Raw genomic sequence first — 21,513 nt, 5'->3', positions numbered from 1 at the left:
TAGGCGGGCAGTTCTGATGAACTCGTCAAGCAAAAGTGAAAAAAGTGTCAGTTACCGGGTTGCAGTACCACCTGAAAGCAACTGCCGGCTACCGGCAGGCTGTGCACGGTGATCTGCCAGCCCTGATGGGCGCAGATGCGCTTGACCAGCGACAGGCCCAGGCCGAGGCCTTCGCCGCGCGCCTGCTCGCCACGCACGAAGGGATCGAAGATCTGTTCATGGTGCTGCTCGGGAATGCCCACGCCGCTGTCCTCGACGCGAAAGCCGTCGGCGAGCAGGGTCAGCTTCACGAAACCGCTTTCGGTGTAGTGCAGGGCGTTACGCAGCAGGTTGGCCATCACCGTGCGCAACAGGGTCGGGTTGTACACGCCATCGGGCTGCGCCTGGGCGTCGATCTGGAAATCCAGGCCCTTTTCGCGCATCAGCGGTGCCCAGGTGTCCACCTGCTCGTCGGCGATCTGTCCCAGGCTGGCGCTGCCGGCGAACAGGCTCTCGTTACCCTTGACCCGGGCCAGTTGCAGGAAGGTCTGCACCAAATCCTGCATCTCTGCGCTGGCGCGTTCGATACGCTCTACCTGCTTGCGTTGCATCGGCTCCAGGTCGACCTGGGAGAGCAATTCGCAGGAGCTGGCGATGACCATCAGCGGCGTACGCAGTTCGTGGCTAACGTCACTGGTGAACAGCCGCTCGCGCTCCAGGGACTGGCGCAGGCGGCCCAGGGTGCTGTCGAAGGCAGCGGCGAGCTGGCCCACTTCGTCGTCCGGGTATTCCGGTGCCAGCGCTGGCGCCAGCGGCAGCAACTGGTCGCGGTGACGTACCTGGTTGGCCAGCTTGCTGACCGGGCGCATCACTCGCTCGGACATGAACCAGCCCAGCACCAGAGCGCCGAGCACCGACAGCAGAAAGCCCGCCAGCACCACGTTGAACAGCACCTGCTCGCGCTTTTCGAATTCGCTCTGTTCCTGCACCAGCAGATAGCGGTCGCCGTTGATCAACTGGGTGAAGATATAGAATGCGCGCTCGCCTTCCAGCTGCTCGCTGAAGCCTTCCGGCAGATTGGCGTAGCGCTCTGGAATGGCGTACTGCGGGTAGTTCGAGGCGAAGAAGCGGGTGCGTGAATCCAGACGCGGCTCCTGGCCGCTCTTGAGGTCCTGATGCACCACCACGCCCAGCTCCAGGGCCAGCTCCTCGGAAACTAGGTGCTCTTCGATCAGGTGCACGATGGCCACGATGCTCAGGGAGAACACCCCGCTGACCAGGATGGTCATGGTCGCGAAGGCGATCAGGATGCGCCGGCGAAACGGCTGCTTACTTTGCATCGGGGTTCGCTGCCAGCCGGTAGCCCACGCCGTGCACGGTGTGCAGCAGGGGCGTGGCGAAGGGTTTGTCGATGGCCTGGCGCAATTGATGGATGTGGCTGCGCAGGCTGTCGCTGTCCGGGCAGTCGTCGCCCCACAGGGCTTCCTCCAGCGCTTCGCGGCGGACCACGGCGGGCGAGCGCTGCATCAGGATGGCCAGCAGCTTCATGCCCAGGGGGTTGAGTTTGATCGGCATGCCGGCGCGGGTCACGCTGAGCATGTCCAGGTCGTAGGCGAGGTCGGCGACTTCCAGCAAACGTCGGCGATTGCCCTGGGAACGGCGCAGGATGGCTTCGATGCGCGCCACCAGCTCGGACAGCGCGAAGGGCTTGATCAGGTAGTCGTCGGCCCCGGCGCTCAGGCCCTGCAGACGGTCCTCCAATGCATCGCGGGCGGTGAGCATGAGGATCGGGATGCTGCTGCGCGCCTCTTCACGCAGGCGCCGGCACAGCTGGTAGCCGTCCAGGCCGGGCAGCATGATGTCCAGCACGATCAGATCGTAGTGCCCCTGGGTGGCCAGGTGCAGGCCGCTCAAACCGTCCTGTGCGCAATCGGCCGTGTACCCCTTGAGCTGCAGGTAATCGAGGATATTGGCCAGGATGTCGCGGTTGTCTTCGATCACCAGAATGCGCATGCAACGTTCTCTTCACGGGGATTGACGTTTTTTTCACACGGCCATGACGAAGCCCTCACGGGGGCGTCGAGAAACTGAGCTCGTTCATCCAGCCAGGATCATACGATGCCACAGCTTCGATACGCCCAACTACGTTACCTGTCGATCGTCCTGTTTGCCTGGGCGAGCATCTTCGTGCTCACCCGCGGCGCGTTGCTGCTGGCCCACTGGAGCGATGCCGGCGCCAGCGGCGTGCAGATCCTGCGCATCTTCTTGGTGGGCCTGGTCTACGACGCGACCTTCCTGTTGTACGCCGCGCTGCCGCTGGCGTTCTACCTGCTGCTTTGCCCGCACCGGCTTTGGCAGCACCGCGGCCATCGGGTGTTCCTGCACCTGCTGTTTGGCGTCAGCCTGTTCGTGATGCTGTTCACCGCCACTGCCGAGTGGTTGTTCTGGGACGAATTCGGCGTGCGTTTCAACTTCATCGCCGTTGATTACCTGGTGTATTCGGAGGAGGTGATCAACAACATCCTCGAGTCGTACCCGGTGTATCCGCTGATCGCTGCCTTGGCGCTGGTGGCGGTTTTTCTGGCCGCGGCCCTCAAGAAGCCGGTCAGCCGGGCGCTGAGTGCGCCGTTGATGCCCCACAAGACAGCCTTGGGCGCCTGGGCTCTGGTGCTCGCCGGGGCGCTGCTGGCGACCCTGGCGGTCAACCAGAACTTTCCGCGCGGGCTGGGCGGCAATGCCTACCAGAACGAACTGGCGAGCAACGGCCCGTTCCAGTTCTTCGCCGCCTTTCGCAATAACGAGCTGGACTACATGACGTTCTACGCCACGCTGCCCGATGAGCAGGTCGGCTCACTGCTGCGCCAGGAGGTTGCCGAAGACAACGCACGGTTCGTCAACGATGACCCCGAGGATATCCGCCGGGGGATCGACAACTCCGGCCCCGAGCAGCGTCACAACGTGGTGCTGGTCACCGTCGAAAGCCTCAGTGCGCGCTACCTGGGCGCCTTTGGTGATCGCCGTGGCCTGACGCCCAATCTCGATGCGCTGGCCAAGCACAGCCTGTTCTTCAGCAACCTGTACGCCACCGGCACCCGTACCGACCGCGGCCTGGAGGCGATCACCCTGTCGGTGCCGCCCACGCCCGGTCGCTCGATCGTCAAGCGCATTGGCCGCGAATCCGGTTACGCCAGCCTCGGCCAGCAGTTCCGGGGCAAGGGCTACGACAGCGTGTTCATCTACGGTGGGCGCGGCTATTTCGACAATATGAACGCCTTCTTCGGCGGCAACGGCTACCGGATCGTCGACCAGAGCAGCGTCGCCAGCAGCGACATGACCTTCCAGAACGCCTGGGGCATGAGCGACGAAGACCTCTATGCACAGACCCTGCGCGTGGCCGACGCCGACCACGCCGCCGGCAAGCCGTTCTTCCTGCAATTGATGACCACCTCCAACCACCGGCCGTACACCTACCCGGACGGGCGCATCGACATTCCTTCCGGCAGCGGTCGAGAAGGCGCACTGAAGTACACCGACTATGCCATCGGCCGCTTTCTGGCCGAGGCGAAGGGCAAGCCCTGGTTCGCCAACACCCTGTTCGTGTTCGTCGCCGATCACACCGCGGGCAGCGCTGGCAAGGAAGACCTGCCGGTAGCCAACTACCACATCCCGATGTTCATTTACGGCCCAGGCATCATCACGCCTGCCGAGGTAACGCGGCTGACCAGCCAGATCGACGTCGCGCCGACGTTGCTCGGGTTGCTGGGCTTCGATTACAGCTCGACCTTCTTCGGCCACAACGTGCTGCGAGATAACGCCCCGGCCGGTCGCGCGCTGATCGGCAACTACCAGCACCTGGGCCTGTTCGACGGCCAGAACCTGGCGATTCTCAGCCCCAAGGGCGCCATGCGCCGGCACGACGATGCCTTGGGCATCAGCCATGAACAGACGGCGACCAAGCGCGATCCGCTGGTGGCGCGCGATATCGCCTATTACCAGGGCGCCAGCCATGACTTCACTCAGCGCCTGCTGGGCTGGCAGCCGACCCCATCGGCGGCCGTGGCGGTGTACCCATGATCAGAGATCACGCCATGTCGTTGCCTGCTTCTGCGACGCCGTCGCGGCGCTTCGACTTCCGCCTCTGGCTGGGCATGCCCCTGGGCCTGATGGCGCTGCTGCTGGTGCTCGACCCCAAACCGCTGGATTTCGCCCTGGCCGAGCGCTTCTACGACCCGGTCAGTGGTTTCATCGGCGGGCGCAGTTCCTGGCTGGAAAACGTGCTGCACGACCAGGTCAAGATCATGGTGATCTGCCTGGGCGTGGCCTGCATCGTCGCCTTTCTGGTCAGCCTGCTGCCGCTACGGCTGCGCAGCTGGCGCCGCGAGCTGGGCTATCTGGTGCTGGCACTGGGGCTGTCGACCAGCATCGTGCCGCCACTCAAGACCCTGACCGCAGTGCAATGCCCGTGGAGCCTCACCCAGTTCGGCGGGCACGAAGCCTTCAGCCCGCTGATCGGCGAGCGGCCGGTTACCGACAAGCCCGGGCGCTGCTGGCCGGGCGGGCATGCTTCCACCGGCTTTTCCCTGCTGGCCCTGTATTTCGCCCTGCGTGATCGCCGCCCACGCCTGGCCCGCTGGGCATTGGGGTTCGCCCTGACTTTGGGTTGCGTGCTGTCGCTGGGGCGCATGCTGCAAGGCGCACACTTTCTCTCCCACAACCTGTGGACGCTGCTGCTCGACTGGCTGATCGCCGTGGTCGGCTACCGCGTGCTGCTCTACCGTCGGGCGCCGCAGCCGGCGCCGACGCCCACCCTTGCTAGGGAGCTGCGCGGATGAGCATCGTCAACCTGCGTCAACTACTGCTGGCGGTTCTGTTCTGCGTACCCGCCGCGCCAGCCTGGAGCGCGGTGCAAAGTGCTGCCATGGACGCGCAATGGGCCGCGCCGGTGGACAAGGCCTTCAACCTCTACCGCATGCAGCCCGATCTGTATCGCAGCGCGCTGCCCAGGGCCGATCAGCAAGGCGAGCTGCAGCGCCTGAAGATCGCCACGGTAATCAACTTCTACCAGCGCAGCGATGCCGAGTGGCTGAGTGATCCACGCATCCGGCTGATCCACCAGCCCCTGCACGCCGACCGCGTCGACGATGCCGATGTGCTGCAGGCCCTGCGCAGCATTCGCCAGGCGCAGGCCAGCGGCCCGGTGCTGATCCACTGCAAGCACGGCCAGAACCGTACCGGCCTGATCGCCGCCATGTATCGCATCGTCTACCAGGGCTGGAGCAAGCAGCAGGCGATCGCCGAGATGCGTGGCGGCGGTTTCGGCGGGCAGGAGCGATTCGAGGATGCCGAGCGCTATGTGCGCGAGGTCGATCTGCCACGCTTGCGCCAGGCACTGGCCAGTGGCGCCTGCAGCACCAGCCCCTGGGCCTACTGCGCACTGCGCGACAAGGTGCTCGAGGCACTCAACGAGTGGTGAGGTGACGATCATGAACAGATGCCTGGCTTTCCTGGCTATAGTGCTGGTACCGCTGCTTGGCGGCTGCCAGAGCACGCGGGACTATCTGCTGGCCCAGGGCTACCCGCCGGCCTTCGCTTCGGGCTACGCCGATGGTTGCACCAGCGGCGACAGCGCCGCCAAAGCGCTCGGTGCGTTTCGCAAGAACGTGCCGCAGTACCTGGCCGACAACCAGTACGCCAGCGGCTGGGACGACGGCTTCCGCCAGTGTCAGGCCAGTGCCGCCGCCGGTATCGAGCGGCGCCTGCAGCCCGACAGCGACCGTGATCGTGACTGGCAGCACCAGGTCGACCAGGACATGGCCAAGGCCATGAGCCGCTCCCTGAAACGCAGCTAGCCGCGTGCCGCCGCGACTTTAAAAACTCATGGCGACAGGGCACATTGGCGGGTCCGACCGCCGAGAACCCCCATGCCCGCCACGCCGAGCGCTGAGCGCAGCCCTGGCCGATCTTCCTGATTCATCTTTCTGCGCCTGGGGCTCACCTCGTTCGGCGGGCCGGTTGCTCATCTCGGCTATTTCCGTCAGGCATTCACCACGTTTTGAGCCTGTTCTTTCCTCGCATCAGTTGCCTCGCCTACGTTTTTCAACAGCCTGCTGTATTGTGACAGCCGGCCCCATCGGCAAGGAGCGTGACATGGCATTCGACTGGCACGGCGGCACCATCACCCGCGACACCCCGGTAGGCAGCGATTACCGCAACACTCAGAAGGTACGGCGCTTCATGACGGAGCAGTGCGGCGCCAGCTTTCGTTTCGATCGGCCGTTCATGGCCTGGATTCGCAGCGGTGCGCCGCGCACCATGGGCGATGTGGTGGACGAGTGGTTGCGGCGTAACGGCGCCCAAGCCTAAGAACCTGTTCAGGACCTTTATGGGCATGAAGTGGCAGCTACAAGGGGCGGCCACTCAAACCAACCTGTGGGAGCCCCGACCTCGGGGCGAAACGATTGCAGCCTGACTGCCTATTTCGGCGGTGCCTGAACGATTCGCCGCGAGGTCGCGGCTTGTATGTTCTAGGCTAGGAACCTGTCGGGGGTGGAGGGACATGCGCGGCTCACACAACGGATCGGATAACGGCCGCTCCCGACACTTGGCTGCCAAAATCCAAGAACCTGGGCTGAAAGATCATGAGCAGGTTCTAGAATCCGCTTCTAGTCGCTGCCGTGACGCAAGCGCTCCACCAGCGCCGGCAACTCGCTCATGCGCCCGATCAAGTGATGAACGCCCAGCTGGCGCAGGGTCTCGCCATGCTCGGGCGGAATGTGGCTGGCGCCGAGAAAGCCAATCACCTGCATGCCGGCGGTCAGCGCCGCGGTGGCGCCGGTGGCGCTGTCCTCGACCACCAGGCAGCGGCTGGGGTCGACGCCCGCGCGTTCGGCGGCCAGCAGGTAGAGATCCGGCGCCGGTTTTGGTCTTTCTACCTGGTCGGCACTGAAGGCCCCGACGTTGACGCGCTCGACCAGCTCGCAGCGCTGCAGGGCGAAGGCCACGGCATCGGCGTGGCTGTTGGAGGCCACAGCGAGCGGCAGATCGATCTGCATCAATGCGTCGCGCACGCCAGGGATCGGCTTTACCTGCTCGCGGATCAGCGCCTTGGTGATGGCCCGGTTCTTCTCCAGAAACCCCTCGGGCAGCGGCTTGCCGAAATGCGCCTCGGCCCGGGCCATGATGTCGCGGGTCTGCAGGCCGAAGGTGCCGGCCAGCACCACGTCCAGCTCATGGGCCGGATAGTGCTCGGCCAGCGCCGAGTGCAGGTGGTGTTCGGCGATGATCTCGCTGTCGATCAGTACGCCATCGCAGTCGCAGATCAGCAGTTCGATGGGCGGTTTCGGCGGCATGGCAGGCAGTCTCCTGTAAGGCGGGGAGGGCCTGTGTAACACAGAAACCCGTTCAGTTCGAACCGCTCGCCACCGTCTCGGCGGGCCGTTGCAGCAGCAACAAGGGCAACCCGGCGGCCAGAATCGCCAGGCCCAGCAGGGCGCCAGCCCCGGCATACAGGGTGCTCGACCAAAATAGCCCCAGGCAGCTGGCGGCGAACAGCAGCGGCAGCAGCGGGTAGAGCGGCACGCTGAACGGTCGGGCGCGACTCGGATTCAGGCGACGCAGGCGCAACAGGGACAGGGCGGTGAGGCACATGAACAGCCAGAACACTGGCGCGGTGTAGGCGACCATGCTCTGCACGCCGTTTTCGCTCAGGGCGCCGAACAACAGCAACGGCAGGGTGATCAGGCATTGCACCAGCAGCGCCCGTACTGGCGTGGCAGCGCGGTCGTTCCAGGCGCCGAGCATCGACAGCTGTGGCACGTCGCGACCCAGGGCGTAGTAGACCCGCGAGCCGGTAAGGATGGTGGCGTTCAGGGTGCTGATCGCCGTGATGCAGATCAGCACGCTGAGCAGCACACCGCCCCAGGGGCCGGCGACGATGGTCATCAGGTCGGCGCCGATGGCGCTGGACTGGCGCAGGCCGTCGAGGCTGAAGATGTTGAGGAACACCAGGTTGGCCAGCAGGTAGACGCCGGTCACCACCAGGGTGCCGATCAGCAACACGCGGCTCATGTTGCGGCCTGGGTTGCGCAATTCGCCGGACAGGTACGCGGCCTCGTTCCAGCCGCCGTAGGTGAGCAGCACGAACACCATGCCCATGCCGAGCATACCGGCCAGGTTGCCGCCGGCATCGGCGGCGGCTGGCGCCACGTCGGCCACCGGTTCGGCCAGCAGCAGGCCCGCGAGAATCACCGTGACCAGCGCCAGCAGGGTGATGCCGGTGAACAGCACCTGCAGGCGTTTGGACTCGTGGGTGCCGAGGATATTCAGAGCGGTCAGCGCCAGCACCACGATGGTGGCGTGCCAGGCGCTGCCGTATTCACCGAGCGGCAGCAGGCGCTGGGCGTAGTCACCGTAGATGAAGGCGACCACCGCGATTGCCCCGGTCTGGATCACCGTGCCCCTGGCCCAGGCGAACAGCAGGCTGATCTGCCGGCCCCAGGCCAGGTGCAGGTAGTGGTATTCACCACCGCGATCCGGGTAACCGGCGCCCAGTTCGGCATAACACAGCGCGCCGACCAGCATCACCAGGCCGCCGGCCAGCCACAGGCCGATGTACAGGAAGGCGTTGTCGGCATGCTGGGCCACCAGGGGCGGAAAGCCGAAGATGCCGACGCCGATCACCACGCCGACCAGCATGGCGACGCCGTCGATCACCGACAGGCCGGATTGTCGTGCCGCTGCATGTGCGCTCATGGCTCAGCTCCGTCGCGCGCTCCAACCGGTCATCGCGCCTTCGGCGGAAATCGGTTCGATGCGATCACCCTCGACCTGGCCGACGTACAGCTTGCCGTCGACCTCGAAGCGCAGCTCGGTGCCGTTCAGGCGCCCGCGCAGGCGTTCCTGATGCTGGGTGATGCCGCTGATTTCCTGGAAGCGCTGTTCGAGGTCGACGGTGAAACGCTCGCCCTCGGTTTCGATCTGCCAACTGCCGGCGATCTTGGCTGGCACGACCCACAGGTAGATGCGCGCACCTTCGACGATATCGCTGCGATCGGGCTCCCAGTCCTCCATGCTGAAGGCGTGGGACACCACGCGGGTGCCGGGCTCCAGGGTGTCGAGGATGACCGGGCGCAGGCGCATGTTCACGGTGTTCAGCAGGTACATGGTCAGCACGTCGGCGTCGGCGATGTCCTTCTTGAACAGGTCGCCCTGCTCGAACACCACTTTGTCGGCGACACCGGCCTGCTGGGCGTTGGCCTCGGCTTCCTCGATGCGCTGCGGGTTCAGATCGATTCCGTAAGCGGCCTTGGCGCCACGGTCCTTGACCGCCGAGATGGCGATGCGCCCATCGCCGGAGCCCAGGTCCACTACATAGTCGTCGGGGCCGACATCGGCCATTTCCAGCATGCGTGCCACCACCGGTTCCGGTGTCGGCACGTAGGGCACATCGAGGGCGATGGTCTGGGCCTGGGCGGCGGATTGCAGCAGGCCGAACAGGGCCAGTGCAGAGGCGCACAGGGAAAAGGGGCGAACGGCTGCGGTGGTCATCGGCGGATACCTCTCAGCTAAGTCGGCAAGGGAAGGGGGAACGATTTTCCGACCGGGGCCTTCGCGCCAGGGTTCGACCCATGGAGCGGGGCTGACCGGCAGATCACCCGGTAATCGCCACGCAGCCCAGCGAACACGAGCTTGTCGGTTGTGTTACCTCATGTGAAACCATTGCCTTGGCAGCGCCGAAAAGGCATGGTGGCCGCAATTTTCAGCCACGGGAGCGGCCCGGCATGCGCCTTCTGCACACCTCCGACTGGCACTTGGGCCAGCACTTCATGGGCAAGACGCGCCAAGCCGAACACCAGGCCTTCTGCGCCTGGCTGATCGAGCAGGTGCGCGCCCATGAGATACAGGCGGTGCTGGTCGCCGGGGATATCTTCGATACCGGCTCGCCGCCCAGCTACGCCCGTGAGCAGTACAACCACTTCGTGGTGGCGCTACGCGAAACCTGCTGCCAGCTGGTAGTGCTCGGCGGTAACCATGATTCGGTGGCGATGCTCGGCGAGAGCCGCACTTTGCTGGCGCAGCTCGGCACTCGGGTCATTCCCGGCGTTGGCGCCCACCTGCACGAACAACTGCTGGTGCTCGATGGCGCCGATGGCGCGCCGGCGGCGCTGCTCTGCGCCATCCCGTTCATCCGCCCGCGCGATGTGCTGCGCAGCGAAGCGGGGCAGAGCGCGGCGGACAAGCAACTGTCGCTGCAGCAAGCCATTCACGGCCATTACCAGGCGCTGTACGAGCTGGCCCTGGCGCGCCGCAGCGAACTCGGTGCGGCGCTGCCGATCATCGCCACCGGGCACCTGACCACCGTGGGCGCCAGCGCCAGCGAGTCGGTGCGCGAGATCTACGTCGGCGCGCTGGAGGCCTTTCCGACTTCGTCCTTTCCGGCTGTCGACTACATCGCCCTGGGGCATATCCACCGGCCGCAGAAGGTCGGCGGCCTTGAGCACATCCGCTACAGCGGCTCGCCGATCCCGCTGAGCTTCGACGAAGCCCGCCAGCAGAAGGAAGTGCTGCTGGTCGACCTCGATGCCAGTGGTTTGCGTGAGGTGCGCGCCTTGCCAGTGCCGCGCTTCCAGGCTCTGCAGTCGGTGCGCGGCTCGCTGAAAACGCTGCCGGCGGCGCTGGCCGAGGCGGCGCGCGAGGGTAGCGAAGAACGCCCGGTGTGGCTGGAAGTTCAGGTCGAGACGGACGACTACCTGAGCGATTTGCAAGTGCGCATCGCCGCGCTGTGCGAGGGTCTGCCGGTGGAGGTACTGCGCATCCGCCGTGCCCGTGGTGCGGCGGTCGCCAGCCTGCAGGGCGAGCAGGGCATGCTGGACGAACTGACGCCTGAGCAGGTGTTCGACCAGCGCTTGGCCAGCGAAACCCTGGAGCCCGAGCAGGCGCAGCGCCTGTACGGGCTGTACAGCCAAGTGTTGGCTGAGCTGCGCGACGAGCCGGCCTGATTCAGACTCCAGCCCAGGTTCGTCGATTTTGGCAGCCAAGGGGCTGAAGCGGCCGTTATCCGATCCACTGTAGGAGCCGCGACCTCGCGGCGATTCGCTCAGGCACTGCCGAAATAGGCAGTCAGGCTGCAATCGTTTGGCCCCGAGGTCGGGGCTCCCACAGGTTGGTTTTAGTGGCCGCTTCTTCCTTGTAGCTGCCGCCTCATGCTCATAGAGGTCATGAGCAGGCTTTCAGGCCTTGAAGAAACTCACCCGCTCGATAAGCCGGCGGGCCAGGGACGACAATTCCTCGCTGGCCGCGAAAACCTGGGTGGAGCCGGCGGTGGTTTCTACCGTGCTGGCGTGAATGCGGCTAATGTTCTGGTTGACGTCTTCTGCCACCAGGCTCTGCTGCTGAGCGGCGCTGGCGATCTGCGCGTTCATGTCCTTGATCGCCCCGACTTCCTGGCGAATGCGGCCTAGGGCCTGTTCGGTCTCGGCGGTCTGCTCGACCGTCTTGCGGGCCATCTGGCTACTCGTCTGCATGATCTGTGCGGCACCGCTGGCACCGGCCTGCAGCTGTTCGATCATGCCGCTGATTTCCCGGGTCGAGGTCTGCGTGCGGCTGGCCAGCGAACGTACTTCATCGGCCACCACGGCAAAGCCGCGGCCATGCTCGCCCGCCCGCGCCGCTTCGATGGCGGCATTGAGCGCCAGCAGGTTGGTCTGGTCGGCGATCGCGGTGATCACCGCGATGATGGTCTCGATGTTGCTGCTGTCGCGGGCCAGTTGCTCGACCTGCCCGGCAGCCGCGTCGAGCACCTTGGCCAGTTCCTGAATCGCCTGGCCGCCCTGAGTCACCAACTGGCTGCCGGTTTCCACTTCGCCATCGGCGTTGCGGGTGGCCGAGGCAGCGGTGCCGGCATAACCGGCCACTTCGTTGACCGTCGCGGCCATCTGGTTGATGGCCGCGGCCATCTGCTCGGCCTCTTCGGACTGCGCCTGCAACTGGCGGTTGTTGCTGGCCGATGTGGTGCGCAACTGATCGGACGCCAGGTTCAGCTCGTCGGCGGCGCTGCGCACCTGGGCGATGGTATCGCCGAGGCGCGCGCTCATGTCCTTGACGGCGCCCATCACGCTGTTCGGGTAACGCGTCTCGATGCGCTGATCGAGGGCGCCGCCGGCCAGGCGCTGGATGACCTCGGCCACCTGGTGAGGCTCGGCGCCCAGCGTCGAGCGCAGGCGGCGGATGATCAGCAGGGAGACGACCACGCTGAGCAGGATCGCCACGCTGGTGACGGTCACGATCAGCAGGCCGAAGCTGCCCGCGGTTTCACGCACGCCATCCAGGCTGGTGATGATGTCCTTTTCCTGCAGGTCGATGAAGGCGTTGATGCGCTTGAGCCATTCGGTATAGGCGCCCGCCACGTCCCGTGACAGCAGCGTCTGCGCGCCCTCGATATCGCCACTCTGGCGCTGGCTGATCAGTTGCCGGGTCAGTTGGCGGGCGGTGTTTTCGATGGCCTTGATCTGGCTGAGCTGGCGCTGTTCCTCGGCGCTCGCGGTGCTGGCAGCGAGCAGCTTGTCCAGCGGCGCAGCCGATTGCTGGTAGAAGGCGTCGAGGCGCTCGATGTTCTGCAGTTGCTCGTTCAGCGCGGCGGGCTCGCGGGCCAGGACCAGGTCTCGGATGGCGATGGCACGGTCGTGCACGCTGCCGCGGAAGTTGATCGCATAGCGCTGTTTGAGGCTGGCGCCGTCGTTGACTTTACTGAGGCTGCTATCGATCACCTGCACGCGCTGGATGCCGACCAAGGCGACCAGAATCATCAGCGACAACACCAACCCGAAACCCATGGCCAGACGCTGGGCGATCGTTAGCGGTTGCGACATCTTGGGTACCTATGAGCAGAAGAGCCGGTTTGCTCCAGCGCTCGTTGGGCTCGCAGGAGGGGATGGCCAGGGAACGCTGAGGCTAATGTTTGCACAGCGGAAAGCAAGCGTTTTGTGATGGCTAATTGATGCTATAGCTTGCCGCTATGGCCCGCCGTTTGGCGTTTTGCGTACGCCCATGTAACGGGCGCCGATTCCGCTGCGAACGCATGCGAAGTGCGTTCGCAGCAGGGCAGGGCTCAGACGCGGAACTGCCCCAGCAGGCGACCGAGTTGCTCGGCCAGTTGCTTGAGGTGCTGGCTGGCAGCGCTCGATTGATCGGCCGACTCGGCGGTGCTGTGGGCCAGAGCGGCGGTCTCGGTGACGTTCTGGTTGATGTCGTCGACCACGTGGGATTGCTGCAGCGTGGCGCTGGCGATCGAGGCGTTGAGGCCGGTCAGGTTGCGCAGCGACTGGGCGATCTGCGCCAGGCTTTCGCCGGCCTGGCTGGCTTGTTCGACGGTCAGGCGTGAAGCGTGGCTGCTGTCGCCGATGGCTTTCACCGCCGCCTGCGAGTTGGTCTGCAGGCGCTCGATCATGCCCTGAATCTCGGCCGTGGATTTCTGCGTGCGCTGGGCCAGCAGGCGCACCTCGTCGGCGACCACGGCGAAGCCGCGGCCCTGTTCACCGGCCCGGGCGGCCTCGATGGCGGCGTTGAGCGCCAGCAGGTTGGTCTGCTCGGCAATCGAGCGAATCACTTCCAGCACCCCGCCGATCTGCGTGCTTTCGCTGGCCAGCGACTCGATCACCGCCACGGCCTTGTCGATGGTGCCTGACAGCTGGTCGATCTGCTTGAGGCTGGCGTCGATATTGTGCTGGCCCTGGCGCGCCTGCTCTTCGGCGGTGTGCACTTCGCTGGAGGCGTGCTCGGCGTTCTTGGCCACGTCCTGCACGCCGTAGGTGACTTCGTTGACCGCGGTGGCGACCAGCTCCATCTGCTGGGCCTGCTGTTGACTGTGCTGCTGAGCGGCGCTGGAAATGTCGCCGAGCGAATGCGCGGCCTGGTCGAGCGAGGAGGCGGAATCGAGCAACTGGCGAATCACCTGGCGCATCTTGCCGGTGAAGGCATTGAAGTGTCCGGCCAGAGCAGCGAGCTCATCACGACCCTGGTCATCGAGTTTGTGGGTCAGATCACCCTGGCCGCTGGCGATGTCGGCCATGGCCGCGACGGCCTGCTGCAGCGGCGTGGCGATGCTGCGCGAAATCATCACCACCAGAACGATCAGCAGCAGGGTGGCCGGCACGCCGATGGCCAGGGCCTTCATTGCCTGGGATTTGAACTCGGCCTGCACGTCGTCGACGTAAACGCCCGAGCCGATGATCCAGCCCCAGGGCTGGAACAGCTCGACGTAGGAAATCTTCGGTACTGGCTCGCTGGCGCCTGGTTTGGGCCAGCGATAATCGACCGGGCCGGCGCCCTGGCGCTTGGCGATGGCGACCATCTCGTTGAACAGCGCCTTGCCGTCCGGATCCTTGAGGGCGGACAGGTTCTGTCCCTCGAGTTTGGCGTTGGTCGGATGCATGATCATGGTCGGCGTCTGATCGTTGATCCAGAAGTACTCCTGGCCGCCGTAGCGCAGGCCGCGGATCACCTCGATCGCCTGCTTCTGTGCCTGCTCGCGGCTCAGCGTGCCGTTGGCCTCCAGGCCCTGGTAGTACTTGAGCAGGCCCACGGCCGTCTGCACCACGTGCTGGGTCTTCTCGGCCTTGCCGGCGTAGAGGCCAACGCTGATCTGGTTGAGCATATAGGCGCCGAGCAGTACCAGCATCAGCACCGGCATCGCGATGATGAGCCAGAGACGACGATTGATCGGCAAGCGACGCAAGCTGTTCATGGGGGCATTCCTGACAGTGTTGTTCTTGTTATGGCTGCCGATGCAAATCAGCAGCAATCTTTACGCACCTGATAGCACTTCGATAGTGCGGCGTAAATCGAAAATATGCGGGCTTGATGTTTTTTAACATCGGAATAGCCAAACGCCCCTGCAACGGGGCCTTCAGGTCATCGGACGTCCGTTGAGAGGGCGCACGAAAGTAACCCGGCCGAGCGCCGTGAAGCACGCAACGAATTGAGGGGATAGGGCAGATTTGGCCACGCGGTGGAGCGTGGCGACCACGTCAGCAGATATCGATCTGGTAGCGGAAGTTGGCCGCCGCAGCGCGCGACAGACGGTATTCCAGCGGGCTGCGGTCGTAGCCCAGGGCCGTACGTTCGATCACCACGATGGGGTCACCCTCGCCGATGGCCAGGGTGCCGGCCATCTCGGCATCGGCGCTGCCAACGGTCAGGGTCTCGCGGGCCGAGGCGATGCACTGGCCGCACTGCTTCTCGTAAAAGGGGTAGAGCAGGTCACCGAAGGTGGCCGAGTCGATATCCAGCAGCACGATGAAGCGCGACGCGGGCAGCCAGATTTCCTCGTGGAACAGCGTGCGCTCTTCGATCACCCGCAGGCGTTCCATACGCAGCACCTGCTCACCGCTTTTCAGGGCGAGTGCCTTGGCGATCTCCCTGGACGGCTTTTGCAGGGCCTTGGAAAGAATCCGGCTGGAAGGGATTTCCCGACCACCGCTGGCGTTCACCTGGCGAAAGAAGCGCGCCAGTGACGCATCGAAATTCGGTCGGCGCACGAAGGTACCGCGACCTTGACTGCGCAGCAGCAGCCCCTCGTTGACCAGGGTGTCCACCGCCTTGCGTACCGTGCCTATGGCCACGCCGTAGAGCTTGGTGAGCTCCGCTTCGGTGGGAATCGGTGCGCCGGGTGACCACTCGCCAGCGGCGATCTTGGCCAGCATCTCTTCGCGCAGCCGTTGGTACAGCGGCAGGCGTTCGTCGTATCCGAGAGTCATCGCGTCTTCGTGTCCGGTTGCAACAGGCTGGCGCCACTCTACCACCGCCTGATCGATTGACAGAATGGCTGAAGCGAATATATGGTCAACTATTCATATATATGACTGCATGTCGTGATAACAACGACTGGCGCCGATGCCGGTCTCCATAACAATCGATCAGGTAACGCCTCAATGAGCACTTCCCGCCCTGCCATCACCGGCATCGACACCCACGCGCATATCTTTCGCCAGGATCTGCCGATGGTTGCCAACCGTCGCTACAGCCCCGCTTACGATGCATTGGTGGAGCAGTACCTTGGCCATCTGGACCACCATGGTTTGTCCCATGGCGTGCTGATCCAGCCGAGCTTTCTGGGCACCGACAACAGCTTCATGGTCGAGGCGCTGCGCCGTTTCCCCGAGCGCCTGCGCGGCGTGGCAGTGGTCGATGCCGACATCGACGACGCGCAGCTGGACGCGCTCGCGGCAGCCGGCGTGGTAGGCATTCGCCTGAACCTGATCGGCAAGGCGCTGCAGGATTACACCGGCCCGGCGTGGAGCGCCTTGTTCGAGCGCCTGGCCGGTCGTGGCTGGCAGGTGGAAATCCAGCGTGGTATCGATGACCTGGCGCAGATCGTGCCGGCCATCGTCGCCACCGGCGTGGAAGTAGTGATCGATCATTTCGGTCTGCCGAACCACGGCATCGATGAGCAGAACCCCAATCACTGGGCATTTCTGCAGCTGCTCGGCGATTCAAGGGTGTGGCTGAAGCTGTCGGCGGCCTACCGCAGCCAGTCCGACCTGCCCCAGGCGACTCGGGTGCTGGCGCAGGTACGTGAGGCGGCAGGCGGCCTCGAGCGCTTCCTGTGGGGCAGCGATTGGCCCAACACCCAGTTCGAGGATCGGACACACTATGCCGAGCAATTGGCGCTGATCGAGGCGCTGTTGGAGCCGGCCGAGCGCGCCCAGGTGCTGGTAGCCAACCCCGCCCGTCTGTTCGGCTTCACCCGCTGATCGCCCGCATACACAGGAAGCCTTCATCATGATGAGCCTGCTCGTCGTCGCGGCGATCGTTATCTCCGTGGCCCTCGGTTACAAGACCAAGATCAACATCGGCCTGTTCGCCATTGCCTTCGCTTACCTGATCGGCTGCTTCGGCATGGGCCTGAGCCCGTCCGACATCATCAACATGTGGCCGCTGAAGATCTTCTTCATCATCTTCTCGGTATGCCTGTTCTACAGCTTCGCCACGGTCAACGGCACCCTGGAGAAACTCGCCGAACACCTGATCTACACCTGCCGCGCCTTCCCACAGTTGCTGCCTTTCGCGGTGTTCGCCACCGCCGGGATGATCGCCGCCATGGGGGCGGGCTACTACACGGTGCTGGCATTCATGGCGCCGATCACCCTGCTGCTCTGCGAGCGCACCGGCATGAGCCTGATCCTCGGCGGCATGGCGGTGAACTACGGAGCGTTGACCGGTGCCAACTTCGTGTCCAGCCAGAGCGGCATCATCTTTCGCGGCCTGATGACCGGCGCCGGCATCTCCGAGAACGATGCCTTCATCAATGCCTTCGGCATCTTCCTCAGCACCCTGGTGATTCCGCTGGTAGTGATCAGTGCCTTCGTGTTCCTCACCGGGCACGGCAAGTCGATGAAGAACTCGTCCTTTGTGGCCACGCCACCGGCGCCTCTGAACCGCGAGCAGCGCATCACCCTGTGGCTGACCCTGGCGATGATGGTCATCGTGCTCGCCGCGCCCATCGCTCATATCGTCCTGCCGGACAACGCTACCGTCACCTTCGTCAATTCGAAGATGGATATCGGCCTGATCGCCAGCTTGTTCTCGGTGATCGCCCTGCTGCTCAAGCTCGGTGACGAGCGCAAGGCCATGGCCTCGGTGCCGTGGAGCACGCTTATCATGATCTGCGGCGTGGGCATGTTGATCTCGGTGGCGATCAAGGCCGGCACCATCGACATCCTCGCCTCGTGGATCGGCAGCACCATCCCGCCGGTTCTGGTGCCGGTGGTGTTCGGCATCATTGCCGCGATCATGTCGATTTTCGCGAGTACCCTGGGCGTGGTGACGCCGGCGCTTTTCCCCATCGTGCCGCCGATCGCCGCGACCATGGGTATCGAGCCGATGGTGATCTTCATCGCCATCGTGGTCGGTGCCCAAGCCACTTCGATCTCGCCGTTCGCCTCCGGCGGCAGCCTGATCCTCGGCTCCTGCACCTCGGAGCAGAGCCGCACCGCGCTGTTCCCACAGTTGCTGTTCAAGGCCGCGCCCATCGGTTTCGTGGCGGCGCTGGTGTTCAACGTGCTGCTCACGTTCGTTTACTGACCGATCCGAGGGTCCGCTGCCCGGGTGCTACCCGGGCAGCGCAGGATCAGCGCCGATAGCGCAAGGTCGCCGATGGCAGCTCGCCGTAGCGTTTGCGGTACTCCTGCGAAAACCGTCCTAGGTGGGTGAAGCCCCATTTCAGGGCGATATCAGTGACCGACTCTCCTTTTTCGTGGCGCAGCGCTTCATGTACGCGCTGCATGCGTACTTCGCGCAGGAACGTCATGGGACTGGTACCGCGGAACTCGCGAAAACCGGAAAACAGCGTACGCACGCTGACCCCCACATGGGCCGCCAGTTGCTCGACGGTCAGCGGCTCGTGGGCGTGATCGAGAATGTACTCCTCGCTGCGTTTGACGAAGTAGGGCGAAACCTGGCGCTCGTTGGAGAGCGCATCGACCATGCGTTGCATGGTATTCGGCTGCCCGTAGAGCAGGGCGTTGATCAGGGTCGCCTCGAACTGCTTGAGCACCATCGGCTGATGGATGGGATGATCGGCACAGGTCAGTGCATCGGTCAGGGTCGACAGCAATTGCAGGAAATAGCGGGCACCCGGTTTATCCAGATCGAAAGCTGGCATGAAGCGCAGCGGCGTTTCCAGGCGCCGGCCAAGATGCTGCGCGCAGTGGCTTTCCACGTATTCGCGTTCGAAGCGTAACGCTAGCTGCGGTGCGTCGGCGGCCCAGTGCATCGACACCGGCGTGTCCGGGGAAATCAGCGAGGCGCAGTCTGGCGACGAGGTAAAGCTGTGACCATCGCAGCTTATTTCGGCGCTGCCCTTGAGCGGGATCTGGATCAGGAAGAAGTTTTCCAGGCTGCCGGGGTCGATGCGCACTGCAGAACCGTACTCCAGGCGACTCAGTGACAGGCGCCCAAGACTGACGTGATGCATTGACGCGCTGATGCCACGTGTCGACCCGACCAGGCTCAGATCGTGGGGCTTGAATACGCCGCTGACCTTTTCGCAAATGCTGTCGCGGTCGTTGAGCAGGAACAGTCGGTTGTGTACCGAGAACAAAGGGGTGCGCAAAAAACGCGTACCTCCGTTCGCATTGAACTCCATATTCATGAACACCTCACCCGCATGCACGATTTCAAGGCAGTGTGTGCCATTGCGTTACCGGGTCATTGCACGATCCGGATAGTCGCTGCAGTGAGCGGATACTGCGGCACCTCTGCTGTTTCTTATTGGCACGCTTGGCCGTGCCTACCGCTGTCGAAGCAATACCTGCGCCAGCTACGAGAGGCCTCTGTGACAGCTTGGTGAAAGGGCCGCAAATTTTCCGCGGATCAAGGACAGTCGGTGCGCTAGGCGGATAGTGCGCCGACGCCAAGCAGCTTCACCATCGTTTCCAACATCACCGGACGTTGGAGACACACATGAAAGGTCGCTATGTCAGCGTTGCCAGCAATGGCGGCGGAGTGTTCCAGGCTTATATGGCCACCGCCATTGGCGGTCGCGGCCCGGGCGTCGTGCTCTGCCAGGAGATCTTCGGGGTCAACGAGGCCATGCGCCTCGTGGCCGATCACCTGGCCGAAGAGGGCTACACCGTGCTGGTGCCGGACCTGTACTGGCGCCAGCAGGCGGGCGTCGAGCTGGGCTACACCCCTGATGACTTCGAGAAGGCCCTGGCGCTGTACCAGGCTTACGACGAGAACCACGGTGTGGCCGATATCGACGCCAGCCTGGCCTTGCTCAAAGCCCTCCCCGAGTGCAGCGATGCCGGGCTCGGCGTGGTCGGTTACTGCCTGGGCGGCAAGCTCGCCTACCTGGCCGGCTGTCGCCTGCCGCAGGTAGCCTGCGCCGTGGGCTACTACGGGGTCGGCATCGAGAATGCCCTGGATGAGTTGGAGGGGTTGCAGGGGCGCTTGGTGCTGCACCTCGCCGAGCAGGATGGTTTCTGCCCGGAGCCGGCCCGCAAGGCGATCGTCGCGGCGCTGGCGCAACGCCCAGGCACCGAGGCCTACGTCTACCCAGGTGTCGACCACGCCTTCGCCCGCCCGGCCGGGCATCATTACCACAAGCCTTCCGCGCTACTCGCCCATGAGCGCAGCATCGCCGCTCTGCGCCGCACCATCGGCCCGGACTACAACCTCTCGGACCTGTGGGAGGAGCACATCCGCCACGAGTTCGACACCCGCGACGTGCCGGCGACCATGGCCACCATGGTGCCCGAGCCCTACGTCAACCACATTCCCACCATGACCGGTGGCGTGGGTTACCGCGAGCTGGCGCGCTTCTATCGCTACCACTTCGTTCACGGCAACCCCAGGGACATGGTGCTGACGCCGATTTCGCGCACTGTCGGCGCCTCGCAGATCGTCGACGAATTCGTCATGAGCTTCACCCATGACCAGGCGATCGACTGGCTGCTGCCCGGCGTCGCGCCTACCGGCCGCTTCGTCGAGATTCCCATGCTCGGTGTGGTCAAGTTCCGTGGGCCGAAGCTGTACCACGAGCACATCTACTGGGATCAGGCCAGCGTGCTGGTGCAGATCGGCCTGCTCGATCCCGCGGGCCTGCCGGTGGCCGGTGCCGAAACCGCGCACAAGCTGCTCGACGAGAGCCTGCCCTCCAACACCTTGATGCCGAGCTGGCCGACCAGCGCCGGCAAGCCGATCGAGGGCTGAGCCATGAACCTGCACAGTCTCGACGGCAAGGTCGCCGTGATCAGCGGCGGCGCCACCCTGATCGGCCGCGCGGTGGCCGAGGCGCTGCTTGCCGCCGGTGCCCGCGTGGCCATTCTCGACATCGACCCGCAGGGCGCCGCCGTCGCGGATGAGTTGGGCAGCGATGCGTTGTTCATCGCTCTGGATCTGACCGACGATGCTGCCTCGGCGGCGGCCCTCGACAGCATCCATGGGCAGTTCGGCAAGGTCGATCTGCTGGTCAACCTGGCCTGTACCTACCTCGACGACGGCCTGGCCTCGACCCGCGCTGACTGGCTGCGTGCCCTGGACATCAACCTGGTGTCGGCGGTGATGCTCACCCAGGCGCTGTGCGCCGACTTGCAGGCGAGCCGTGGCGCAGTGGTCAATTTCACCTCGATTTCCGCGCAGTGCGCGCAGACCGGGCGCTGGATCTACCCGGTATCCAAGGCCGCCATGCTGCAACTGACGCGCAGCATGGCGATGGATCTGGCGCCGCTGGGCATTCGCGTCAATTCGGTGTCGCCAGGCTGGACCTGGTCGCGGGTGATCGCCGAGGTCAGTGGCGGCGATCGCGCCCATGCCGACCGCGTGGCCGCCGACTTCCACCTGCTCGGGCGCCTGGGCGAGCCGGCGGAGGTGGCCCAGGTGGTCGCCTTTCTCTGCTCGCCAGCGGCCAGCTTCGTCACCGGTGCCGATTATGCGGTGGACGGTGGTTACTCGGTGATGGGGCCGGAGCGCAACCAGCCGGCCATCCCACGTCTCGCCGAACGGGAGTGAGCCTCATGAGCAATCCCTTCTGGCGCC

Annotated in this window: 19 protein-coding genes and 1 pseudogene; 10 read left to right on the top strand and 10 right to left on the bottom strand. The window is 64.6% G+C overall.

Going from position 1 to position 21,513, the window contains the following annotated elements:
* Positions 1-47: 47 nt before the first annotated feature.
* Entirely contained in the window at positions 48-1,319 is a 1,272-nt protein-coding gene (locus BVH01_RS06870; RefSeq protein WP_075929625.1) for a HAMP domain-containing sensor histidine kinase, read from the bottom strand.
* The gene (locus BVH01_RS06865) at positions 1,309-1,992 is read right to left on the bottom strand and encodes a response regulator transcription factor (protein WP_075929624.1); all 684 of its coding nucleotides are present in this window, start codon (positions 1,990-1,992) and stop codon (positions 1,309-1,311) included. The genes BVH01_RS06870 and BVH01_RS06865 overlap by 11 nt, the downstream gene beginning before the upstream one ends.
* Positions 1,993-2,097: 105 nt before the next feature.
* Between BVH01_RS06865 and BVH01_RS06860 the strand changes: the two genes are divergently transcribed.
* The 5 genes from BVH01_RS06860 to BVH01_RS06840 all read left to right on the top strand — a co-directional run bounded on the left by BVH01_RS06860 (position 2,098) and on the right by BVH01_RS06840 (position 6,342).
* Positions 2,098-4,053, top strand: coding sequence for an LTA synthase family protein (locus BVH01_RS06860; protein ID WP_075929623.1), 1,956 nt, complete (start codon positions 2,098-2,100; stop codon positions 4,051-4,053).
* Positions 4,050-4,811 (top strand): phosphatase PAP2 family protein, encoded by a 762-nt coding sequence (locus BVH01_RS06855; protein WP_371915586.1) that lies wholly within the window; start codon positions 4,050-4,052, stop codon positions 4,809-4,811. The genes BVH01_RS06860 and BVH01_RS06855 overlap by 4 nt, the downstream gene beginning before the upstream one ends.
* Positions 4,808-5,452, top strand: coding sequence for a dual specificity protein phosphatase family protein (locus BVH01_RS06850; protein WP_075929622.1), 645 nt, complete (start codon positions 4,808-4,810; stop codon positions 5,450-5,452). Before BVH01_RS06855 ends, BVH01_RS06850 begins: the two co-directional genes overlap by 4 nt.
* Positions 5,453-5,462: 10 nt before the next feature.
* Positions 5,463-5,828, top strand: coding sequence for a hypothetical protein (locus BVH01_RS06845; protein WP_075929639.1), 366 nt, complete (start codon positions 5,463-5,465; stop codon positions 5,826-5,828).
* A 298-nt stretch (positions 5,829-6,126) separates the two neighbouring features.
* Complete coding sequence (locus tag BVH01_RS06840; protein WP_075929621.1) at positions 6,127-6,342, top strand: DUF6434 domain-containing protein; 216 nt, start codon at positions 6,127-6,129, stop codon at positions 6,340-6,342.
* Positions 6,343-6,641: 299 nt separating this feature from the next.
* Here the strand turns inward: BVH01_RS06840 and BVH01_RS06835 are convergent, their stop codons facing one another.
* Genes BVH01_RS06835 through BVH01_RS06825 form a run of 3 tightly spaced genes read right to left on the bottom strand, consistent with a single transcriptional unit; the run spans position 6,642 to position 9,525 of the window.
* On the bottom strand, positions 6,642-7,328 hold the full coding sequence (locus BVH01_RS06835; RefSeq protein WP_075929620.1) for an HAD family phosphatase: 687 nt from the start codon (positions 7,326-7,328) through the stop codon (positions 6,642-6,644).
* Positions 7,329-7,380: 52 nt separating this feature from the next.
* Positions 7,381-8,730, bottom strand: a complete 1,350-nt coding sequence (locus tag BVH01_RS06830) for an APC family permease (RefSeq protein WP_075929619.1) — start codon at positions 8,728-8,730, stop codon at positions 7,381-7,383.
* A 3-nt stretch (positions 8,731-8,733) separates the two neighbouring features.
* A complete protein-coding gene (locus tag BVH01_RS06825) occupies positions 8,734-9,525 on the bottom strand; it encodes a methyltransferase domain-containing protein (protein WP_075929618.1) in 792 nt (263 codons plus the stop codon).
* Between the two features lie 233 nt (positions 9,526-9,758).
* Here BVH01_RS06825 and sbcD point away from each other — a divergent pair, with 233 nt between their 5' ends.
* On the top strand, positions 9,759-10,976 hold the full coding sequence (sbcD, locus tag BVH01_RS06820) for an exonuclease subunit SbcD (protein ID WP_075929617.1): 1,218 nt from the start codon (positions 9,759-9,761) through the stop codon (positions 10,974-10,976).
* Positions 10,977-11,207: 231 nt separating this feature from the next.
* Here sbcD and BVH01_RS25140 read toward each other — a convergent pair whose 3' ends face one another.
* From BVH01_RS25140 to BVH01_RS06805, 4 genes and pseudogenes are all read right to left on the bottom strand, one after another.
* Positions 11,208-11,912 (bottom strand): methyl-accepting chemotaxis protein, encoded by a 705-nt coding sequence (locus BVH01_RS25140; RefSeq protein WP_371915588.1) that lies wholly within the window; start codon positions 11,910-11,912, stop codon positions 11,208-11,210.
* Between the two features lie 420 nt (positions 11,913-12,332).
* Positions 12,333-12,845 (bottom strand): annotated as a pseudogene (locus BVH01_RS25135) (MCP four helix bundle domain-containing protein); the annotation flags it as partial.
* Between the two features lie 239 nt (positions 12,846-13,084).
* The gene (locus tag BVH01_RS06810; protein WP_075929615.1) at positions 13,085-14,719 is read right to left on the bottom strand and encodes a methyl-accepting chemotaxis protein; all 1,635 of its coding nucleotides are present in this window, start codon (positions 14,717-14,719) and stop codon (positions 13,085-13,087) included.
* A gap of 283 nt (positions 14,720-15,002) precedes the next feature.
* Positions 15,003-15,731, bottom strand: coding sequence for a GntR family transcriptional regulator (locus BVH01_RS06805; RefSeq protein ID WP_075929614.1), 729 nt, complete (start codon positions 15,729-15,731; stop codon positions 15,003-15,005).
* Between the two features lie 174 nt (positions 15,732-15,905).
* Here BVH01_RS06805 and BVH01_RS06800 point away from each other — a divergent pair, with 174 nt between their 5' ends.
* Together BVH01_RS06800 and BVH01_RS06795 are read left to right on the top strand one after the other, a co-directional pair.
* The gene (locus tag BVH01_RS06800) at positions 15,906-16,727 is read left to right on the top strand and encodes an amidohydrolase (protein WP_075929613.1); all 822 of its coding nucleotides are present in this window, start codon (positions 15,906-15,908) and stop codon (positions 16,725-16,727) included.
* Positions 16,728-16,755: 28 nt separating this feature from the next.
* The gene (locus tag BVH01_RS06795; RefSeq protein ID WP_075929612.1) at positions 16,756-18,057 is read left to right on the top strand and encodes an SLC13 family permease; all 1,302 of its coding nucleotides are present in this window, start codon (positions 16,756-16,758) and stop codon (positions 18,055-18,057) included.
* A gap of 46 nt (positions 18,058-18,103) precedes the next feature.
* Here BVH01_RS06795 and BVH01_RS06790 read toward each other — a convergent pair whose 3' ends face one another.
* The gene (locus tag BVH01_RS06790; RefSeq protein ID WP_371915259.1) at positions 18,104-19,120 is read right to left on the bottom strand and encodes a helix-turn-helix domain-containing protein; all 1,017 of its coding nucleotides are present in this window, start codon (positions 19,118-19,120) and stop codon (positions 18,104-18,106) included.
* A 317-nt stretch (positions 19,121-19,437) separates the two neighbouring features.
* Between BVH01_RS06790 and BVH01_RS06785 the strand changes: the two genes are divergently transcribed.
* Together BVH01_RS06785 and BVH01_RS06780 are read left to right on the top strand one after the other, a co-directional pair.
* A complete protein-coding gene (locus BVH01_RS06785) occupies positions 19,438-20,688 on the top strand; it encodes a dienelactone hydrolase family protein (RefSeq protein WP_075929610.1) in 1,251 nt (416 codons plus the stop codon).
* A 3-nt stretch (positions 20,689-20,691) separates the two neighbouring features.
* Positions 20,692-21,486, top strand: coding sequence for an SDR family oxidoreductase (locus tag BVH01_RS06780; protein ID WP_075929609.1), 795 nt, complete (start codon positions 20,692-20,694; stop codon positions 21,484-21,486).
* The last annotated feature ends 27 nt before the right edge of the window (positions 21,487-21,513 follow it).

It is taken from the genome of Pseudomonas sp. PA1(2017) (assembly GCF_001945375.1).
GTDB lineage: Bacteria > Pseudomonadota > Gammaproteobacteria > Pseudomonadales > Pseudomonadaceae > Aquipseudomonas.
This window is presented reverse-complemented; position numbering and strand designations above follow the sequence as displayed.